Source organism: Oscillibacter acetigenes (assembly GCF_025567605.1).
In the GTDB taxonomy this organism is placed as follows: domain Bacteria; phylum Bacillota; class Clostridia; order Oscillospirales; family Oscillospiraceae; genus Oscillibacter; species Oscillibacter welbionis.
Genome location: NZ_JAOQKG010000008.1, coordinates 144,207 through 163,657, shown reverse-complemented (window position 1 = coordinate 163,657; position 19,451 = coordinate 144,207). Strand labels below are relative to the sequence as shown.

19 protein-coding genes are annotated in these 19,451 nt (G+C 57.0%); 14 read left to right on the top strand and 5 right to left on the bottom strand.

Translation table 11 applies throughout. The features are described 5' to 3' along the window. Window positions 1-13 precede the first annotated feature (13 nt). Both OCV80_RS15830 and hydA read left to right on the top strand, forming a co-directional pair. Window positions 14-970 (top strand): ABC transporter permease, encoded by a 957-nt coding sequence (locus tag OCV80_RS15830; RefSeq protein WP_025543713.1) that lies wholly within the window; start codon window positions 14-16, stop codon window positions 968-970. Window positions 971-992: 22 nt separating this feature from the next. Continuing rightward, a complete protein-coding gene (gene hydA / locus OCV80_RS15825; protein WP_119310762.1) occupies window positions 993-2,465 on the top strand; it encodes a dihydropyrimidinase in 1,473 nt (490 codons plus the stop codon). Window positions 2,466-2,773: 308 nt separating this feature from the next. On the opposite strand, the gene OCV80_RS15820 is transcribed toward hydA, so the two are convergent. After that, window positions 2,774-3,073 carry a hypothetical protein gene (locus tag OCV80_RS15820; protein WP_136891617.1) on the bottom strand — a complete coding sequence of 100 codons (300 nt, stop codon included), beginning with the start codon at window positions 3,071-3,073 and terminating at the stop codon, window positions 2,774-2,776. A gap of 111 nt (window positions 3,074-3,184) precedes the next feature. On the opposite strand from OCV80_RS15820, the gene OCV80_RS16660 reads away from it, so the two are divergent. Genes OCV80_RS16660 through OCV80_RS15815 form a run of 3 tightly spaced genes read left to right on the top strand, consistent with a single transcriptional unit; the run spans window position 3,185 to window position 4,539 of the window. Further along, window positions 3,185-3,361, top strand: a complete 177-nt coding sequence (locus OCV80_RS16660; protein WP_353866959.1) for a Fic family protein — start codon at window positions 3,185-3,187, stop codon at window positions 3,359-3,361. 56 nt (window positions 3,362-3,417) lie between these two features. Then, a complete protein-coding gene (locus tag OCV80_RS16475) occupies window positions 3,418-3,735 on the top strand; it encodes a DUF6718 family protein (protein WP_309452266.1) in 318 nt (105 codons plus the stop codon). Between the two features lie 45 nt (window positions 3,736-3,780). Further along, window positions 3,781-4,539 (top strand): IS5 family transposase, encoded by a 759-nt coding sequence (locus OCV80_RS15815; RefSeq protein WP_158629822.1) that lies wholly within the window; start codon window positions 3,781-3,783, stop codon window positions 4,537-4,539. A gap of 197 nt (window positions 4,540-4,736) precedes the next feature. Here the strand turns inward: OCV80_RS15815 and OCV80_RS15810 are convergent, their stop codons facing one another. The 4 genes from OCV80_RS15810 to OCV80_RS15795 form a co-directional block, all read right to left on the bottom strand. Then, on the bottom strand, window positions 4,737-5,639 hold the full coding sequence (locus tag OCV80_RS15810) for a YitT family protein (protein WP_021750414.1): 903 nt from the start codon (window positions 5,637-5,639) through the stop codon (window positions 4,737-4,739). A gap of 73 nt (window positions 5,640-5,712) precedes the next feature. After that, window positions 5,713-6,654 (bottom strand): glycine betaine ABC transporter substrate-binding protein, encoded by a 942-nt coding sequence (locus tag OCV80_RS15805; protein WP_136891618.1) that lies wholly within the window; start codon window positions 6,652-6,654, stop codon window positions 5,713-5,715. Between the two features lie 68 nt (window positions 6,655-6,722). Then, window positions 6,723-7,493 (bottom strand): ABC transporter permease, encoded by a 771-nt coding sequence (locus OCV80_RS15800; protein WP_025543709.1) that lies wholly within the window; start codon window positions 7,491-7,493, stop codon window positions 6,723-6,725. Continuing rightward, complete coding sequence (locus OCV80_RS15795) at window positions 7,475-8,632, bottom strand: ABC transporter ATP-binding protein (RefSeq protein ID WP_021750417.1); 1,158 nt, start codon at window positions 8,630-8,632, stop codon at window positions 7,475-7,477. The genes OCV80_RS15800 and OCV80_RS15795 overlap by 19 nt, the downstream gene beginning before the upstream one ends. 307 nt (window positions 8,633-8,939) lie before the next feature. Here OCV80_RS15795 and OCV80_RS15790 point away from each other — a divergent pair, with 307 nt between their 5' ends. The 9 genes from OCV80_RS15790 to OCV80_RS15755 all read left to right on the top strand — a co-directional run bounded on the left by OCV80_RS15790 (window position 8,940) and on the right by OCV80_RS15755 (window position 19,433). Beyond that, window positions 8,940-11,621, top strand: coding sequence for a sensor histidine kinase (locus OCV80_RS15790; RefSeq protein ID WP_021750418.1), 2,682 nt, complete (start codon window positions 8,940-8,942; stop codon window positions 11,619-11,621). A 151-nt stretch (window positions 11,622-11,772) separates the two neighbouring features. Continuing rightward, window positions 11,773-11,904: a hypothetical protein gene (locus tag OCV80_RS15785; RefSeq protein ID WP_021750419.1), complete on the top strand. Its 132-nt coding sequence runs from the start codon at window positions 11,773-11,775 to the stop codon at window positions 11,902-11,904. Between the two features lie 120 nt (window positions 11,905-12,024). Next, window positions 12,025-12,102 (top strand): K(+)-transporting ATPase subunit F, encoded by a 78-nt coding sequence (gene kdpF, locus OCV80_RS16655; protein ID WP_081692053.1) that lies wholly within the window; start codon window positions 12,025-12,027, stop codon window positions 12,100-12,102. Window positions 12,103-12,138: 36 nt separating this feature from the next. Next, window positions 12,139-13,944 carry a potassium-transporting ATPase subunit KdpA gene (locus OCV80_RS15780; protein WP_021750420.1) on the top strand — a complete coding sequence of 602 codons (1,806 nt, stop codon included), beginning with the start codon at window positions 12,139-12,141 and terminating at the stop codon, window positions 13,942-13,944. A 15-nt stretch (window positions 13,945-13,959) separates the two neighbouring features. Then, on the top strand, window positions 13,960-16,020 hold the full coding sequence (kdpB, locus tag OCV80_RS15775; RefSeq protein ID WP_021750421.1) for a potassium-transporting ATPase subunit KdpB: 2,061 nt from the start codon (window positions 13,960-13,962) through the stop codon (window positions 16,018-16,020). Window positions 16,021-16,035: 15 nt separating this feature from the next. Continuing rightward, entirely contained in the window at window positions 16,036-16,719 is a 684-nt protein-coding gene (kdpC, locus tag OCV80_RS15770) for a K(+)-transporting ATPase subunit C (protein WP_025543707.1), read from the top strand. 40 nt (window positions 16,720-16,759) lie between these two features. Continuing rightward, on the top strand, window positions 16,760-17,644 hold the full coding sequence (locus tag OCV80_RS15765; protein ID WP_025543706.1) for a hypothetical protein: 885 nt from the start codon (window positions 16,760-16,762) through the stop codon (window positions 17,642-17,644). Window positions 17,645-17,791: 147 nt separating this feature from the next. Continuing rightward, the gene (locus OCV80_RS15760; protein ID WP_025543705.1) at window positions 17,792-17,986 is read left to right on the top strand and encodes a hypothetical protein; all 195 of its coding nucleotides are present in this window, start codon (window positions 17,792-17,794) and stop codon (window positions 17,984-17,986) included. 103 nt (window positions 17,987-18,089) lie between these two features. Next, window positions 18,090-19,433 carry a TrkH family potassium uptake protein gene (locus OCV80_RS15755; protein WP_119310765.1) on the top strand — a complete coding sequence of 448 codons (1,344 nt, stop codon included), beginning with the start codon at window positions 18,090-18,092 and terminating at the stop codon, window positions 19,431-19,433. The last annotated feature ends 18 nt before the right edge of the window (window positions 19,434-19,451 follow it).

The following is a 19,451-nucleotide window of genomic DNA, read 5'->3' as shown; positions in this document are numbered from 1 at the left end:
GAGGAGTTCATTGATGAACGCCAAATTAAATGTTTCCAGAATTGCCCGGAATTACGGGACGCTTTTCGCTTATATCATCATGCTGCTGGTGTTCTCGATCCTGGCGCCGAGTGCTTTCCCGACGCTTTCCAACGTGATCAGCATCCTGCGGCAGATCGCCATGCTGGCCACCATCAGCCTGGGCCTGACCTTCGTCCTGATCACCAAGCGCTCGGATCTGTCCATCGGCTACAGCACAAGCTTCCTCGGGATCGTAGTGGCTGCGCTCCTGGTCAGGGCTGGAATGAACATATGGCTTGCTGCATTGATCACGGTCCTTCTCGGCGCACTGATTGGACTGATCAACGGCGTTGTGATCGCCTATCTAGGAGTTCCGGACTTTATTGCATCTTTGGGAGTCGGTTACGTGGTGGCTGGCATCAATCAGGCCTATACCAAAGGCCACCCCATCTCCAATCTCCCGGCGGACTTTGAGATCTTTGGCGCTCAGCGACTGGGCGGTGTGATCCCGAACGCGGTTATCATCATGCTGATTGTACTGGTCGTGTCTAGCATTATCCTCAACCAGACAAAGTTGGGACGATACATATATGGCGTGGGTGATAACGAAGAGGCATCTCTGATGTCCGGCGTCAATACGCGCTCCACCATTGTGTGGGCCTATGTTTTCTGCGGCATTGCCTGCGGCGTCACGGCCGTGATGCTGACTTCCAGACTGGGCTCTGCGCATCCTCAGGCTGCGGAGGATTACTTGCTGGATGCTATTGCGGCCGTATGGCTGGGCGGCACCGCTTTCAAAGACGGTGAGCCGAATCTGGCTGGTACACTGCTGGGCGCTCTGATTATCGGAACAATGGCCAACGGCCTCACGATCCTCAATGTCTCCTACTACTATCAGGATATTGCGACTGGCCTGATTATTCTCGCCGCCGTTATTATCACCTCGGTTCAGAAGAGCCACAAGAATTAACGAAGGATTGGAGAATACTTGTATGAGAACACTGGTAAAAAACGGGACCATTGTCACAGCAGAGAGTGAGTACAAAGCAGATATTCTCATTGTCGATGAAAAGATCACGTCAATCGGCACCAATCTAGAAGGCCCCTTTGATAGAATCCTGGATGCAGAGGGCAAATATGTGCTCCCCGGCGGTGTGGACAACCACGCCCACTTTGAGGCGCTCAATACGGACGGCATCACCACAAACGAGCCCTATGCCACTACCTGGGTGGCCCTGCAGGGAGGAACGACTACCATTGTGGACTTCTGCACCAATGAACCCGGCATGAACCTGGTGGATTCCGTCAACTACCGCCTGAATGTCCGCGCCAAAGGCAAGGTGGCTCCCGACATCGCCATTCACGCCTGCTGCAACGATTTCACGGATGAGACCGTCGGTGAGATCAAAAAGCTGGTGGAGATGGGTGTTCCCACCATGAAACTGTTCCTGGCCTATAAGGGCACCTCCCTCTACATGGATGACAGCAAGCTGCTGGCCTGCCTGGAGGAGGCTGGCAAGCAGGGCATGACGATGATGGTCCATGCGGAGAATCCGGACGTTCTGGATAAGTGCCGCAATGATGCGGCCGCTACCGGACACTATGAGCCAAAATACCACTACATGACCCGCCCCCCCTACGGCGAGGCGGAAGCCGTCTCCCGTGCCATCCGGTTTGCGGATGCCATGCACTGTCCCATGTGCATTGTCCATGTCAGCTGCATCGAGGCTGGCGAGGAGATCCGCAAGGCTCGTGCGGAGGGCAAGGCGGTGATCGGCGAGACCTGTCCCCACTATCTGGTGCTGGACAAGCACAAGATGGACCATCCGGACTGGCACATCGCCGCCCGGTGGATCTGCTCTCCGGCCCTGCGGGACAAGGAGGACCAGGATTACCTATGGAAGGCGCTGAATAAGGATTGGCTGTCCATCTGCGGCTCTGACAATTCCGGCATCCCCCAGGCACAGAAGAACTGGGGCTGGGACGAGGAGCATCAGCGCTGCGACTTCCGGATGGTCCCTAACGGTTGCCCCGGCGCCGGCGACCGCATGAATGCCCTGTGGACCTATGGCGTTGCCGCCGGCCGCATGACACGGCAGAAGTTTGTGGATGTGTGCTGCACCACGCCGGCCAAGCTGAACGGCATCTATCCCCGCAAGGGGACCATCCAGGTGGGCGCTGACGCGGACCTGGTGCTGTTCGACCCGGACTACAAGGGGACGATCACGCTGGAGACCAACCCCACTGGCGTGGAGTACAACGTGTTCGAGGGCCTGGAGCAAATCGGCCGCGCTGATACGGTGTTGCTGCGCGGCAGCGTCGTGGTGGAAAACGGCAGGTATCTGGGTGAAGTTACAGAAGTTGTGGCTGACGGCATTACCTATCAGGGATGCACCAGCGCCAACGGCAAGTTTATTCCCGGCAAACCCTATGGTTTGGGATATGACCTCTTGAAAAGATCATAAGAAGAGGATTGCAATCGGGATGAACTCCTTGAACTTTCACGGATGTATAAGAGACGATGTTGATCAATTTCCTATCAATGCTGTAACAGGGCGCCGAGTACATACTCGGCGCCTTCTGTCATCATCCAGTTTGCATATGCGAACTACCTTTATTACATAGGGAACGTTGTAAGTGTAAAACGATTATAAGAATATGAGGCTATCCCGCCGAAAGGCCGATCTTAACTTATATCGTCTGTATCTCAGAAAATATTTCCTGTTGGCTTGACAAAGAGGGCGTGCCCATTTTGAAGAAATTGACGAAACCATTATCTGCTTAGTACGATGACTGGAATGTTAATATCATCAATCTGCTGGAGACCTACGACCGTCTGATTGCGTTTGGTCAAAAGAACCTCAGCACCCCCTTTGTGCAGGAGGGCATCCAGAGCATCAGCACCAGAAATCGCATCCTGCGTGAGCTCTGCTCCCAAAACCCGCCCATCTCCAAAGTGTTCCGGGAGATTGGGCTGGCGGACGAACAGGGATCCGGGATGGGGAATACTTATAAGTACACAAAGCTCTACTCCGGCGGGAGCCCGGAATTTATTGAGGGTGACGTGTTCCACACAGTCATGCCGCTTGCTCCAATTACGGCTGAAATGGTTGGACCGCAGGACGTCACCCATGTGACCCTACATGATACCCTGCTTGAGCGTATCCTTGTTTTTTGAACGGAACTGCGCTCTAAAGCGAGGATTATGCAACACTGTGGTTTTCAGGATTTCAAACATTTCACGCAGAAGTATCTTAAACTTTTGCTGAACCTTGGGATGCTGAAGATGACCCTTCCCGATAAACCTCAGAGCCACAGCCAGAAATATATGACGGTGCAAGGGGCTGTACCTAAAAATTGAACACAATTTGGAATAAAGAATTGAAGGCATGATCTTGGGTAATAAAAGACTATATTGTGGCGAAAAGCTTTGATAAGTTAGGCTGCCTTGCATACCTCTGTAAGACGTCTAATGAGGCTTGGTACCTTTCAGGTATACTAGAGGTTCTGCAGGCTGTCGGCGTCCAGATCGTGATCCTGGATGGTCCTGAGATTTATTCGGAGTGTGTCCCTACACGTATGTGGAGGACATGGAGAATATCATTGATCGGGGGGGACAGTTGGACAGGGGTTTATAATGCAGAAGATTACCCGGAGATACTGAGGAAGAATTCCATGCCGCTTACGATAAAGAGGTCCAGAATGAGCCCGTCGGGAAGATTAGGCCTTGTTTGAAAAATAAAAGTTACACAAGAAACCAAGTTATGCGAAGCTATGAGCATGAAACGATATGAATTAACAAAAGAACAATGGGAACGGATCAAGTCGCTGCTGCCACCAGAAGAAATGGGAAAGCGGGGGCGCCCCCGGAAGGATAACCCGATTATGCTCAACGGAATGCTCTGGATCGTCCGGAGCGGTGCGCAGTGGCGTGAACTGCCGGAGACTTATGGCCCTTGGCAGTCTATATACGCCCAATTCGCTAAATGGGGGGATGACGGCACTCTGGAAGTGGTATTCCACACACTGTCTACGGACGCGGATATGGAGAACCTGAACATGGACTCCACCTGCGTAAGGGTGCATGAAAGCGCAAATGGCGAGGAAAAAACGGCAGATAAGGCGGTTGGCCGTACCAAAAGCGGATGGAACACAAGACTCCACGCTGTTGTAGACGGTCTGGGAAACCCGCTGGAGTTCCGGATCTCCGCTGGAAATGGCCACGATTCGGTTCACGCTGTTGAACTGCCGCAAAAGGTCAGAATCGGCAGGAGTGCCGTGCCGCCAGACCGGGCCTATGGTGCCCGGACGATTCGGGAATATATCTCAGCGCACAGGGCCAGCTATGTGATCCCGCCGCAAAGCAATGTTTCCGATCCCTGGCCGGTTGACTGGCATCTGTATAAAGAGCGCCATCTGGTGAAGTGTTTTTCCCAGAAAATCAAGTGGTTTCGCAGAATCGCCACCCGATATGACAAGCCGGATGCTTCCCTCTTGGCCTTTGTGTATTTTGCCGCCATCGCTATTTTGTTACTTTAGCACAATCTCCGCCTTTTTTCGAATAAGCCCTAGTAAGCGACCCCATCCTTTTTACGGATAACCGGTTGGGAAATGGAGAAGCAAGGATACTGCCGATATCCGGTGATTTGCGCGTGAGGGAAGAATATCCGGGCAGAAAGCCGTTGCCGGGTGAAAGCGCCTAACCTGTTGGGCACACACTGCTGTTACCGTCATCCTCACAACCGTTTCTGAAAATTGCCCGCCACGGAAACATCCTCATCCATGATAATAAAGGAATTGGGATCTTCTTCCCGCAGGATTTTCCGCAGGTGGAGCGCCTCCTTCTTAGAAACTACTGTCAGCAGCAAGTCGGACGGCTCGTTGCTGTAAGCTCCGACGCCAGTCCACTTCGTCACGCCGCGGCCGGCATATCGGAACACCAACTGCTCCATGGCCTCAGATTTGGTGATGATCAGCATGGTGACCATTACATTCTGCAAGTGCATCCGGTCCAGAGTCAGGTAGGTGGTGCAGCCGAAGATGATGCTGTAAACCACCACGTCCTGTTCAAACAGGAGGAGGCCGATCCCGTATACGAACACATTCAGGATCATGGCGATTCGCCCCACGCTGAAATCCGGCTTTTTCTGGACGCACAGCAACCCCAGGATCTCCTCGCCGCCGCCGGAGCATCCCGCTGTCAGCGTCATGCCCGCCCCGACGCCGCATACCAGCCCGCCGATGACGCAGGCCGCGATTGTCTCGTCAAACAATCCTTCCGCCGGGATCGGGATTAGGGCCAAAAAGGCACTGTAACAGACGATGCAAAGGGCGGTCTTTGCAAAGAAAAAGTGCCCGAACCGGAACCAGGAAATCAGCAGTAGAGGAATATTCAGCAGAAAATAAAGAATGCCCGCCAAGTCGCCGATCTGCTGGATGGCAGGGAAGAAATGCAGCAGCAGCATTCGCAGCAGCTGCGCGATTCCCAGGAATCCCCCGCTGTACATATCATGCGGCAGAATGATCCAGTTCATGGAGGCGGAAAACAGCAGGGAACCCAGGATGATTTGAGCGGCTTCCTGCACCGGATGTCCCTTGTACAGCTCCAGTGCCGTGGGGCTGTCATGCGTTTGCTCCATTTCTCATCTCTCCTTTTCGCTCTGTGGAGAAGCCCTGGCACAATCTGTGCCAGGGCTTCTCCACAACTTGATCTTACTCAGTCGCCAGGCCGTGTTCCACCAGGAACTGGTGGGCCACCTCCTGGGCGCTCATGCCGTCCACGTCCACTTGGGCGTTCATGGCAGCCATGGTCGCCTCGTCGATGGCACCGTCCAGTCTGGACAGTATCTCGGCCAGTTCGGGGTCGGACTCCAGGAGCTCGGCATCCACAAAGTTCACAGCGTAGTAAGGCGGGAAGAAGCTCAGATCGTCCTCCAGCATGGTGAGGCCCAGCTTGGACAGCAGAGCATCGGTGGCAAAGGCGTCCACCACGTCCACCTCGTCGTTCTCAATGGCGGTATAGCGCAGGCTGGCGTCCAGGCCCTTCACGTCCTGGAAAGCGGTGCCGTACTTGCTCTCCAGCAGGGGCAGGCAGTCCTCGCGGTCCATAAACTCCACCGTGCAGCCGAGACGCAGCTCCGGGGACTTCTCAATCAGGTCAGACAGAGAGGTCAGGCCATATTTCTCCGCAGTCTCGGGCTTGACGCTCATCACATAGGTGTTGTTATAGCCCAGGGGGTTGGAGGTCTGGATCCCGTGCTCCTCCAGCATCAGATCGTGGACGGTCTGCCACACCCGGTCCTTATCGGTGTCCATAGGCTGGGCCAGCAGGTTCAGCAGCGCCGTTCCAGTATACTCCACAAACATATCGATGCTGCCCTGCTCCAGGGCGTCAAAGCACATGGCCGCGCCGGACAGGCCGAAACGCTGTTCCACCTCATAATCGGTATTTGCCTCGATCAGCTCCGTGTAGATCTCACCCAGAATGTTGACCTCGGTGAAGTTGGAGGTGCCCACTACGATGGTCTTCTGATCGCCGCTGCCAGCTTCAGACCCGCTGCCGCCCGCATCAGAGGGGGTCCCGCCGCAGGCGGCCAGAGAGAGGGCCATGGCGGCGGCCATCGCCATACAGGTGAATCGTTTCAAGTGTTTCATACAAATAGACTCCTTTTCAGAATGGGGTGTTGATATGGTTGAGATATCGAATCTGCCTCACAGAGGACTCATGCGATGATAGAGGCGTAGGATGCCACAGAAACCACCAGCAGGGCTCCGCACAGCGCGGCGGCCATCGCCTTCCGGCGGGACCGGACCGACAGGCTCAGGTTTTTGATCTGGTCCTGAGGCAGCAGTCCCTCGCTGGTGAAGGCCCGCTCCACGCGGCCCAGGAGGAAATCCAGAGTCAGTGCCATCAGCGCGGCGGCCACGGCTCCCATGATCGTCATGGGGTAATTCAGGGAGTTCATGCCCAGCTGGATGAAGGAGCCCAGGCCGTTGGCACCGGCGAAGGCGGCGATGGTCATGGTGCCCACAGAGCTCACCGCGGCGATGCGGATGCCGGACATGATGTACGGCATGGCCATGGGCAGCTCCACCCGGCGCAGCTGCTGCATCCGGGTCAGGCCGATGCCCCGGGCCACTTCCATGGAAACGGGGGAAATGCCGGAGATGCCGGTATATGTATTTTTCAAAATGGGAAGGAACGCATAGACGAATACCATGAAAATGGCCAGCGTCTCACCCACGCCCAGAAAGGGAATGCCCATGGCGAGCAGCGCCATACAGGGGATGGACTGCATCACGTTGGCGATTCCGATCACCACATTGGATACCGCTTTGTTCCGGGTGATGAAGATGCCGAGGGGAACGGCGATGATCAGGGCCAGCACCACGGAGAAGCTGGTCATGGCCAGGTGCCGGAGAAACTCCTCCAGCAGACTGTCCCACTCCTCCACATAAATGGAGAAATAATCCATCAAAGTGTAGCGGGACATATCACTCCGCTCCTTTCTCCGGCGGTATGTTCCGGAACGAACTGCTTGCTCATGGTGGCCAGAATGATGCTCTTCGTCAAATAGCCGAGCAGCTTCCGGTCATGCTGGATCACGGGAATAATGCCGGACACATCGTAATCAATGGTGGCGATGATCTCTTTCAGGGAAGTTTCCCCCTCCACGGCGATGTAATCATCGGATATGTAGTATTCTATGGGGTCGGCCTCCCGCTTTCCGATCAGCTCCTCCAGCCAGACGACACCCAGGAGCGTCTGCCCCTTATCCAGCACCAGCAGGCTGTCCACGCTGTTGTGCCTCATGATCTGCAGGGCCTGGATGACGGTGCGCCCCTTTGAAATAGTGAAGGGACGGCGGCGCATGATGTCCGCTGCGCGGATATATTCCGGGTTGGCCCACAGCCGGTTGGCGCCGATGAACTCTGTGACGTACTGGTTCGCAGGGTGCTTTAGAATGTTTTCCGGGGTGTCACACTGGGCGACTTTTCCATCCTGAATGATGCAGATGCGGTCGGCCAGCTTGATGGCTTCGTCCATGTCGTGCGTGACGAAGACCACCGTTTTTTGCGCCTTGGTCTGCAGATCATGGATTTCGTTCTGCAGCTCCGCCCGGGTCATGGGATCCAGGGCGGAGAAAGGTTCATCCATCAGGACGATGGGCGGATTGGCGGCAAAAGCCCGGGCGATGCCCACCCGCTGCTGCTGACCGCCGGAGAGCTGGGATGGGTACTGGCCCCGGTAGATTTCCGGGTCCAGATTGACCATCTTCAGCATCTTATCGACCCGGTCCCGGATGGCCTCTTTGGAAAAACGGGCGATCTGCATGGTGAGGGCGATGTTTTCTTCCACCGTCAGGTGGGGGAACAGGCCGCCCGACTGTACCACATATCCAACCTTTTTGGGAAGGTCCTGGACCTTGATCTGTTCTACGGGAATGCCGTCGATGGAAAGCGAGCCTCCCCGCAGGGGAAGCAGCTTGTTGATGCTCTTCAGCAGGGTGGTCTTGCCGCATCCGCTGGAACCGATCAAAACGAAAAATTCGCGGTCATGGATTGTCAGCGAAACACCGTCCAACACAGGCTTATCTTTGTAGGCGATGCGAACGTCTTCAAATTCGATCATGTCTCCTCCATCTTCACATCGTAATTGAATCGAGCGCTGGTTTGCCCATATTATGGGCTGTGATTTATTAAAATGGGATTAAGTTCTGCTCAGCGGGCATTAAGATTCCATTTCATTGCGTGTGAGGTGGGGGCGGAGCTTCTGAATGGGCTCCAGAAAGGAAATGCGAAAGCTGGGATATACGCCGCCTACACGCCTCTTAATCCAATCTTAATGCTGTGGGCGAAATACTTATATAATTATGGTATCCTGCATGATAGGATAAGGCTGTTGAATTCCGATCCAGAATCATGGGAGATGAAGATATATGGAAAAAACAGAGAACAGCACTCCCTATTCCCCCCGGTACGGAGAGGCGGAGACCGGAGGCACCGGAAGACTGAAGATCTTTTTCGGGTACGCGGCAGGCGTGGGCAAGACCTACGCTATGCTGGAGGCAGCCCATCAGGCGCAGAAAGAAGGCGTCGACGTGGTGGTCGGCTATGTGGAGCCCCACGCCAGGCCGGATACACTGGCGCTGCTGGAAGGGCTGGAGGTCCTCTCATGCAGGGAGGTGGACTACCGGGGGATCCGGCTGCGGGAGTTTGACCTGGACGGAGCCCTGGCGCGCAGACCACAGTTGATCCTGGTGGATGAACTGGCTCACAGCAACGCCCCGGGCTGCCGCCACACCAAGCGGTATCAGGATGTGGAGGAGCTGCTGCAGGCGGGGATCAATGTCTATACCACAGTAAACGTGCAGCACCTGGAATCTCTGAACGATCTTGTCACCTCCATCACAGGGATCGTGGTGAACGAACGGATCCCGGATCACGTGTTTGACCGCGCCAACCAGGTGGAACTGGTGGACATTGCGCCCGCTGACCTGGAAAAGCGGCTGGAGGAGGGGAAGATTTACCGGCAGCGCCAGGCGAAGCAGGCGCTGGAGAATTTTTTTACCGCCGAGAATCTGACGGCCCTGCGGGAGATCGCCATGCGCCGGACAGCGGACCAGCTCAACCGCACGGCGGTCCAGGAGAAAAAGGGGAAGGCCGCGCGGGCGGGAGACCATATTCTGATCTGCCTGTCCTCAGCCCCCTCCAACGCCAAGGTGATCCGCACGGCCGCCCGGATGGCCGAGGCGTTCCACAGCGGCTTCACGGCGCTCTTTGTCCAGACACCGGAGACCAAGGAGCTGTCCGGAGAGAATATCAAACGCCTGCGGAGCAACCTGCGCCTGGCGGAACAGCTGGGCGCACAGATCGCCACCGTCTATGGCGCGGACCCGGCGGAACAGATCGCGGAGTACGCCCGGGTCAGCGGTATCACGAAAATCGTCATGGGGCGCGTGAATCACCGGCAGCACCCCTGGATCGGGCAGAAAAGTCTGGCCGACCGGTTGATCGAGCGGACGGACCTGGATGTGTATATCATTCCGGACCGCCAGCCGCTCTATAAAAAGCCCCTTGGAAAGCTCCGGAAGTCCAGAGTCCGCTTTTCCTGGAGAGACGCCGTGGTCACGCTGCTGTGCCTGGCGATCTCCACAGCGGTGGGGTTTGCCTTTGATTGGGCGGGCTTCAGCGAATCCAACATCATCACGATCTACATTCTGGGCGTATTGGTGACAGCAGTCAGCACCAGCGGGCATCTGTATGGAGCAGCCAACTCCCTGCTGAGCGTGCTGGCGTTCAACTTCTTTTTTACCGAGCCGCGCTTCACCCTCCAGGCTGACGGGCCCAGCTATCCCGTCACGTTCCTGATTATGCTCTCATCCAGCATCATCGCCAGCTCTCTGGCCAGCCGCGTGAAGGAGCAGGCCCGCATGGCGGCGGAAAAGAGCTACTATACGGAGCTGCTGCTGGGAAGCAGCCAAAAGCTGCAGACCATCCGGACGGAGTGGGACTGTCTGCGCCTGACGGCGGAGCAGCTCAGCCGCATGTTTGACCGGCCGGTCATTTATGCCCTGAACGACGCCGACAAGGAGCTGGACTTCCGGATCGAGCCGGCGGACGAACACACGCTTCTGGAAAAGCTGAGCACGGAAGAGATCGGCGTCGCCAAATGGGTGCAGAAAAACAACAAGCACGCCGGCGCCACCACGAATACGCTTCCGGACTCAAAATGGCTGTTTCTTTCCGTGCGGGGCACCCGCGGCGTGATGGGGATCGTAGGAGTTCCCATTGCTGGTTATGTGGTCCCGGACGCTTTTGAAAAAAACCTGATGGTGGCACTCCTGGGAGAGTGCGGCCTCAGCCAGGAGCGTATTCGTCTGGAGGAGGAGCGGAACCAGATCGCGCTCCAGACCCAGCGGGAGAGCCTCCAGGCCAATCTGCTCCGGGCGGTCTCACACGATCTGCGCACACCGCTCACCAATATCAACGGCAGTGTGGGCATCCTGATGGGGAAGGATCAGACGCTCAAGCCGGAAGTGCGCGAGCAGCTGTATACCGCGATTGACGATGACACGAACTGGCTCATCAACATGACGGAAAATCTGCTGGCAGCCACACAGCTGGAAACTGACAGGACCAAGCTGAAAACCGCTCCCGAACTGCTGGAGGATCTGTTTCAAAGTGCTGTCCGGCAGTTGGACCGGCGGGCAAGGGACCACCACATCTCAGTTGATCTGGAGGACCAGACGCTCATGGCGTCCATGAACGCGGGGATGATTCAGAGGGTCATCATCAACATGATGAACAATGCGATCCAATATACGCCCAAGGACTCCCATATCATTCTGAGCGGGACCCGCAGGAAGGACTGGGTGGAGATCAGCGTCTCTGATGATGGCCCCGGGATCCCGGATGAGGCGAAAAAGCACCTGTTCGATCTGTTTTATACCGCGGAGCAGGGAAAGCCTGACAGCAAGCGGGGACTGGGGCTGGGACTGCATCTCTGCCAGTCTATCGTCAATGCCCACGGGGGGACGATCACCGTCTCCGATCACGCACCATCGGGGACAACCTTCCGGTTCACCCTGCCCGCAGTTCGGACAGACGGCGTGAAATGAGCGTCCAGGACGGCGGTTTTTCATTAATGTTTTGTTAATACCGCCAGAAATTTCTTAATCCCCTTTTATAACGCGCTGCGCTATTCTAGAAAACGCGAACGGGAGAATAGGGGGCATCTGTGCCTGCTACCCGGAGCGAAAGGAGAATCTTATGAAGGAGTATCTGCTGATTCAAGTGGCCGCCGCTGCTGCCATTGGGATCGCCGCGTGGCGGACTCTTCCGGAGACGATGATGTGTGCAGCCTGCGGGCAGCTCCAAAGAAGAAAGGAGTTTTCAAGATGATGGATGTATTGATGGTAGGCACCCTGGCGGTCAGCTTCGGCCTGGTATGGCTGCTGATCCGCTGGTGTCAGAAACAGCTGGACGACCCGGAGTCGTAAGCGCAGAAAGGAGATCATAACCATGATTGCACTTGGAATTATCGTTCTGCTGCTGGGCGCTTATCTCGTTTACGCGCTGGTGCATCCGGAGCGTTTCTGAGATGCCTGATACCGCAGAAAATAGGAGGAATACGATATGTTGCAGCTGGCGCTGACAATCATCATCTTTCTGATCATTGTCATTCCGGTTGGACGGTATATGTATCATATCGCCACATGGAACCACACACTGGCCGACCCGGTCTTTGACCGTCTGGACGGCGTCATTTACAAAATCGGCGGCGTGAATCCCCATCAGGGTATGAACTGGAGACAGTACGCTCTGGCTCTGGTGGGAACCAACGCGGTCATGGTGGCCATCGGCTACCTGATCCTGCGCATTCAGAGCGTCGGGATCTTCAACCCCAACAGCATCGGCAACATGGAGCCGACCCTGGCGTTCAACACCATCATCAGCTTCATGACCAACACGAACCTGCAGCATTACTCCGGCGAGTCCGGACTGAGCTACTTAAGCCAGATGCTGGTCATCATCTTCATGATGTTCGTCTCTGCCGCCAGCGGCTACGCTGCCTGCATCGCGTTCATCCGCGGGCTGACCGGCAAGACCAAGGACGACGTGGGCAACTTCTTCGCCGACCTGACCCGCATCACCACCCGCCTGCTGCTGCCGTTCTCCATCGTGGGCGGCCTGCTGCTGGTGTGGCAGGGCGTGCCCCAGAACTTCGACGCCAACATCGTGGTGAATACACTGGAGGGCACCTTCCAGACCATCGCCATGGGTCCCATCGCCGCACTTGAGATCATCAAGCACCTGGGCACCAACGGCGGCGGCTTCCTGGGCGCAAACTCCACCACCCCGCTGGAGAACCCCACGATCATCTCTGACATGATCGAGCTGTACTCCATGATGCTCTTCCCCGGCGCCTGCGTCATCACCTTCGGCAAGATGGTGCGCGGCCGCAAGAAGAAGGATGCCGCCGGCGACAAGGCGCTGGCCGGCAGCGAATCCGCCGGCCAGCTGTCTGCGGGCGGAGCTGAGCAGGGCCCCCGCCTGAAGGACCACAGCCTGACGGCGTCCATCTACGGCTGGGAGGGCCGCACGATCTTCCTGGCCATGGGTATCATCTTCCTGGTCGGCCTGGGCGTGTGCTACTGGTCGGAGCTCCAGGGCAACCCGGCTCTGGCAAAGATCGGCCTGGATCAGTCCATGGGCAGCATGGAGGGCAAGGAGGTCCGGTTCGGCATCGCCCAGTCGGCCATGTTCACCACCACCACGACCTCTTTCACCACCGGCACCGTCAACAACATGCACGATACCCTGACGCCTCTGGGCGGCATGATCCCCTTGCTGCACATGATGCTGAACGTGGTCTTCGGCGGCAAGGGCGTCGGCCTGATGAACATGATTATGTACGCCATCCTGGCAGTGTTCATCTGCGGCCTGATGATTGGCCGTACGCCCGAATACCTGGGCAAGAAGATCGAGGGCCGGGAGATGAAGCTCACCGCGCTGTGCATCATCATCCATCCCTTCCTGATCCTGTTCTTCTCCGCGCTGGCGGTCTCCACCTCCGGCGGCCTGGAGGGAATCACCAACCCGGGTTTCCACGGCCTGAGCCAGGTGCTGTATGAGTACGCCTCTTCCGCGGCCAACAACGGCTCCGGCTTTGAGGGTCTGGCAGACAACAGCTACTTCTGGAACATCACCGCAGGCCTGGCCATGTTCTTCGGCCGGTACCTGTCCATCGTGATCCAGCTGGCCATCGCCGGTTCCCTGATGCGCAAGCGGTTTGTCAACGAGACCGTGGGCACCCTGCGCACGGACACCCTGTCCTTCGCTGTGATCTTGGTGTTCGTAGTCTACATCTTCGCAGCGCTGACCTTCTTCCCCGCGCTGGCGCTTGGCCCCATCGCAGAGCATCTGACCCTGTGGGCCTAAGGAGGGCGTTTTCATATGAGTAAGAAACAAAATAAGAAATTTATCACCCCGGAGATCCTCCGGGGGGCGGTGAAGGGCGCGTTCGTCAAGCTCAATCCCCGCTATATGATGCGTAACCCCGTGATGTTTGTGGTGGAGATCGGCTGCTTCATCACCCTGCTGCTCTCCTTCTTCCCCGGCCTGTTCGGGGACGTGGACGCAGGCTCCCTGCGGATCTACGACATCATCGTATGCGTGATCCTGTTCATCACGGTGCTGTTCGCCAACTTCGCCGAGGCTGTGGCGGAAGGCCGGGGCAAGGCCCAGGCCGCCAGCCTGAAAAAGACACAGAAGGACACGGAAGCCCACCTGCTCCATGAGGACGGCAGCGAGACCATCGTCCGTTCCAGTGAGCTGAAAAAGGGCGACATCGTTCTGGTGGTGGCTGGCGAGGTCATCCCCGGCGACGGCGAGGTCATTGAGGGCATCGCCTCCGTGGATGAGTCCGCCATCACCGGCGAGTCCGCCCCCGTGGTCCGCGAGAGCGGCGGCGACTTCTGCTCCGTCACCGGCGGCACCACGCTGGTGTCTGACTGGCTGAAGATCCGCATCACCTCCGAGCCGGGCAACAGCTTCCTGGACCGGATGATCGCCCTGGTGGAGGGCGCCAGCCGCAAAAAGACCCCCAATGAGATCGCACTGAACACCCTGCTGGTGTCCCTGACCATCATCTTCCTGATCGTGGTGGTGACCATGTATCCCTTCGCCGTATACAGCGGCGTACAGATCCCCGTCTCCACCCTGATCGCCCTGCTGGTCTGCTTGATCCCCACCACCATCGGCGGCCTGCTGTCCGCCATCGGCATCGCGGGCATGGACCGTGTCACCCGCTTCAACGTCATTGCCATGAGCGGCAAGGCAGTGGAGGCCTGCGGCGACGTGGATACCATGATCCTGGATAAGACCGGCACCATCACCTTCGGCAACCGCTTGGCCGCCGACTTCTTCCCGGTGGAGGGCGCCAGCCGCAGCGATCTGATCCGCTGCGCGGCCCTCACCAGTCTCCACGATGACACCCCGGAGGGCAAGTCCACTCTGGAGCTGGCCCGCCGCCTCGGCGATAACAGCGTGGAGCCCGCGGGTTCCAGCTTCCTGGAGTTCACGGCCCAGACCCGCATGAGCGGCGTGGACCTGCCTGACGGCACCAAGGTGCGCAAGGGCGCCAGCGACGCCATTGAGCAGTATGTGAAGGAAAACGGCGGCAAGGTCCCCGCGGATCTCCGCACCCATGTGGAGGAGGTCTCCTCCCTGGGCGGCACGCCTCTGGTGGTGTGCGAGAACAACAAGGTCCTGGGCGTCATCTACCTGAAGGATACGGTGAAGCCCGGCATGGTGGAGCGGTTCGAGCGCCTGCGGGCCATCGGCATCAAGACCATCATGTGCACCGGCGACAACCCCCTGACCGCGGCCACCATCGCCAAGGAAGCCGGCGTGGACGGCTTTGTGGCAGAGTGCAAGCCTGAGGACAAGATCGCCCTGATCAAGAAGGAGCAGGCCGAGGGCAAGATCGTCGCCATGACCGGCGACGGAACCAACGACGCCCCCGCCCTGGCACAGGCCAACGTGGGCCTGGCCATGAACTCCGGCACCACTGCCGCCAAGGAAGCGGCCAACATGGTGGACCTGGATTCCGACCCCACCAAGATCCTGGAAGTGGTGGAGATCGGCAAGCAACTGCTGATCACCCGCGGCTCCCTGACCACCTTCTCCATCGCGAACGACGTGGCCAAGTACTTCGCCATCATCCCGGCCATGTTCAAGCTGGCTGTTCCTGAGCTGAACGTGCTGAACATCATGGGGCTGGCGACCTCTTACAGCGCCATCCTGTCCGCGCTGATCTTCAACGCCATTATCATCCCCTGCCTGATCCCCCTGGCCATGAAGGGCGTCAAGTACCGCCCCATGTCCTCCGGGAAGATGCTGGGCCGGAACATGATGATCTACGGCCTGGGCGGCATCATCGCCCCCTTCGTGGGCATCAAGATCATTGACCTGATCATCGCCCCGGTGCTGGCTGCCCTCGGCTTTGGTATGTAAGGAGGAACCTGAATGATGAACGAGAAGAAACATGGCATTGGCCACAATATCCGGCAGGCCGTTCTGGTCACCGTGGTATTGCTGGTGCTGTGCGGCCTGGTATTTCCGGTGCTGCTCAGCGGCCTCTCTGCTGTGATTTTCCCCAGCCAGGCCAAGGGCTCTCTGGTGACGGCAGACGGCATCGCCGTGGGCGCCAAGAACGTGGGTCAGGACTTCACCGAGGATTACTTTATGTGGTGCCGTCCCTCCGCGTACAATTACAATACTTACTATGAAGAGGACACCGACGGCGACGGCCAGGTGGAGCAGTACTACAACGACGGTTCTGAATTCGCCGGCCTGAGCTCCGGCTCCAACAACTACGCCCCCTCCAACCCCGCCCTGACGGAGCGGGTGGAAGCGGACATCGAGGAATTCCTGGAGAAGAATCCCGGTGTCAGCCGGGAGGATATCCCCACTGACCTGATGACTGCCTCCGGCTCCGGCTTGGATCCCCACATCTCTCCCGCCTCTGCGGAGGTGCAGATTCCCCGCATTGTGGAGGCCTCCGGCCTCAGTGAGGATGAGGTGCGCCAGATCATCGCCGACAACACCAAGGGCAAGACCCTGGGCGTGTTCGGAGAGGAGACCGTCAACGTGCTGGGCGTGAATCTGGACATCGCCCTGGCCATGGGCCTGGTGGGCGAGATCTCCAAGTAATCACGGGCCCCGGATGCCTTCTTGGGCAGAGGACACTGGTATGCAGTTTCATTTTGAGAAAACGCTGGAAAAGCGGTATGAGCCGCAGGTCACTGTTACGAACGAGACCCCGGCGTGGCTGATGATTTGCCTGGCGGAGTCCATAAAGGACTGGATCGGCCAGAGTCCCAGAATCTTTTGCAAAAGTGAGGAGCCGTACCTGCAGTTCGGCTATGAGGTGCTGACGTTCCCGGTTGCGGAGTTTGCACAGATTTTCGGCCCGCTGATCTATGCGATCAATCAGGCATGGCCTGTGCAGGTATTTGGAATGGGAAGCCAGGATGAGCTGGTCGAGCTGTCCTTCACAAAGGAGGGGACAGCCCCCACTATCCAGCAGAAGAACGTCTCCGGGATTCCATGTGCGGAATTGAGAGACCTGTACTTCTGCGTGAAGTTCCCGGATCCTCTGGCGGCGGACTGTATGTTCCGTTTGCTGGACGCGGTGGAGAAAAAGTCTGCTGCCGTGGCCCTGGAGTGGGAGTACGCCGATTTTCTGGAACAGCAGCGGCTGGCAAGAATTGACCGGACACTCTCCTATTGCTATGTCTCACTTGAAGAAGAGGAGAGCGCGGACCCGGTCGGATGGCTTTCCGGACTGACGCTTCAGCAGAAATGCGAACTGTGGCGGATGTTTTTGGGAAAGCGGCTATTTCTGCCGGAATTCGAATGGCTCAGAGATGCAATGCTCCAGGGAGCTGTTCCAAACTGGATCGAGTGGCATTTAGCGCTCTATCGTGTTCTGGAGGAAGAGAACATTCGCTTTTTCTGTAAGGACGGACAATTTGAGCTGCTGGACAAGGAAGGACACCGCATCTATTTCGGTGTAGACCATTCCGAGGCGGCAGAGCAGGTGCTGATGAAAGTCCTGTTCCCGCTCAACCAATGACCGAGAGATTCTGAAATAAGGCTGAAAGGCGGACCGGTACATCCGGTTCGCCTTTCAGCCTCTTATGATTCCTTAATACGGGAAACGCTTTCTTTTTCCCGATTTAAGCTGAAAAGCAGTATGATAAGGTCAAAGGAAGGGATGATTATGATGACCTGGAAAACGAGGCTCCTGCATTTTGAGCGCATGTGTGATGGGCTCGTGGAGCATTTCCTGCTTCAACACAAGATCCTTGGATTTCTATTGATTTTTATCGGGATGCCTCTGGTGACGCTGTCGGCGGTATGTATTTGCTCCACCGTTCTTGTACTGCCGCTGGCCTTGGCGTTTGGGTACCTGTGAAGAGGGCCTTAATACAATTTTAATACGAGCCCTTAAAAATTAATGCCCCTTTAAGACGAAAAGTGGATAATGTGATTAAGACTCCATAAAGACATATTAAGGGGTGGGGCTTACGCAGCGGCCTTTTCATAAAAGCTGGTCGTCTCCGTTTCGGATCATCATATTCGGATTTCTCTTGGTGATTCTGCTGGGGAGCTTCCTGCTGATGCTTCCGGTTGCCACAAAAGAAGGTGTTGTCACGCCGTTTTCGGATGCTCTGTTTACTGCCACGTCGGCGGTATGCGTGACAGGCCTGGTTGTTCACGACACTGCTACTTACTGGTCGAATTTCGGACAGTTCATCATCGTATTGCTTATCCAGATCGGGGGCCTTGGGGTGGTAACCGTGGCCGGTGCTTTCGGTATCCTCTCCGGGCGCCGGATCGGCCTGATGCAGCGCAGCACGATGCAGGAGGCCATCGCTGCGCCGAATGTGGGCGGGGTCGTGCGCCTGACAGGTTTTATCCTGAAAACTGCCTTGGTGGTAGAGCTGTTGGGGGCTGCCGCGCTGTTCCCCGTTTTCTGGCAGGAATTCGGCTTGATAAAGGGACTTTGGTATGCCCTGTTTCACTCTATTTCCGCCTTTTGCAATGCGGGATTCGACTTGATGGGGATCAAGGAGCCCTTTTCGTCTCTTGTGGATTACGCGGACAACCCGGTGGTCTCCGTTGCGATCCCGCTGCTAATTATCATCGGCGGCATTGGATTCTTGACTTGGGATGACATCCGTACGAACCGCCTGCACATAACCAGATACCGGATGCAGAGCAAGGTGATTCTGGTGGTCACCGGCAGTCTGATTCTGCTTCCCGGCATCTATTTCTTCCTGTTCGAGTTTGCGCGGGAGCCTGTGGGGAAGCGACTCCTCTTATCCTTTTTCCAGGCGGTCACGCCCCGAACTGCGGGTTTTAATACGGCGGATTTGACCGCTATGAGCGAAAGCGGGCAGACGATTATCACCATGCTGATGCTCATAGGTGGTTCGCCAGGCTCCACTGCGGGCGGCATGAAAACGACAACGCTGGCGGTTCTTCTGGCGAACGCGCTGGCGGTTTTTCGGCGCAATGAGTATCCGCATTTCTTTAACCGCCGGATCTCCAAAGAGACCATCTCCCAAGCGGCGACAATTTTTGCGATGTATCTGGGGCTGTTTCTGGCCGGAGGACTGGTAATCAGCCGAATGGAGGGGCAGCCTATTCTGGACAGCCTGTTTGAAACGGCTTCGGCCATCGGAACTGTGGGCCTGTCCTTGGGACTGACGCCGCAGCTGCATACGGTCTCACGCCTGATTTTGATCGGCCTGATGTTCTTTGGACGGGTAGGGGGGCTGACGCTGATATTCGCTGCCCTTTCCAGCACCCAGAATTCCAGCGCCCGACTGCCGCAGGAGCGGATTACGGTAGGGTGAATCTGTAAATAAAGAGGA

Bases quoted from the DNA above. Each gene is read 5' to 3' on its own strand.
- OCV80_RS15830 (WP_025543713.1), top strand. From the start codon at position 14: ATGAACGCCAAATTAAATGTTTCCAGAATTGCCCGGAATTACGGGACG.
- hydA (WP_119310762.1), top strand. From the start codon at position 993: ATGAGAACACTGGTAAAAAACGGGACCATTGTCACAGCAGAGAGTGAG.
- OCV80_RS15815 (WP_158629822.1), top strand. From the start codon at position 3,781: ATGAAACGATATGAATTAACAAAAGAACAATGGGAACGGATCAAGTCG.
- OCV80_RS15810 (WP_021750414.1), bottom strand. From the start codon at position 5,639: ATGGAGCAAACGCATGACAGCCCCACGGCACTGGAGCTGTACAAGGGA.
- OCV80_RS15805 (WP_136891618.1), bottom strand. From the start codon at position 6,654: ATGAAACACTTGAAACGATTCACCTGTATGGCGATGGCCGCCGCCATG.
- OCV80_RS15800 (WP_025543709.1), bottom strand. From the start codon at position 7,493: ATGTCCCGCTACACTTTGATGGATTATTTCTCCATTTATGTGGAGGAG.
- OCV80_RS15795 (WP_021750417.1), bottom strand. From the start codon at position 8,632: ATGATCGAATTTGAAGACGTTCGCATCGCCTACAAAGATAAGCCTGTG.
- OCV80_RS15790 (WP_021750418.1), top strand. From the start codon at position 8,940: ATGGAAAAAACAGAGAACAGCACTCCCTATTCCCCCCGGTACGGAGAG.
- OCV80_RS15785 (WP_021750419.1), top strand. From the start codon at position 11,773: ATGAAGGAGTATCTGCTGATTCAAGTGGCCGCCGCTGCTGCCATTGGG.
- kdpF (WP_081692053.1), top strand. From the start codon at position 12,025: ATGATTGCACTTGGAATTATCGTTCTGCTGCTGGGCGCTTATCTCGTT.
- OCV80_RS15780 (WP_021750420.1), top strand. From the start codon at position 12,139: ATGTTGCAGCTGGCGCTGACAATCATCATCTTTCTGATCATTGTCATT.
- kdpB (WP_021750421.1), top strand. From the start codon at position 13,960: ATGAGTAAGAAACAAAATAAGAAATTTATCACCCCGGAGATCCTCCGG.
- kdpC (WP_025543707.1), top strand. From the start codon at position 16,036: ATGAACGAGAAGAAACATGGCATTGGCCACAATATCCGGCAGGCCGTT.
- OCV80_RS15765 (WP_025543706.1), top strand. From the start codon at position 16,760: ATGCAGTTTCATTTTGAGAAAACGCTGGAAAAGCGGTATGAGCCGCAG.
- OCV80_RS15760 (WP_025543705.1), top strand. From the start codon at position 17,792: ATGATGACCTGGAAAACGAGGCTCCTGCATTTTGAGCGCATGTGTGAT.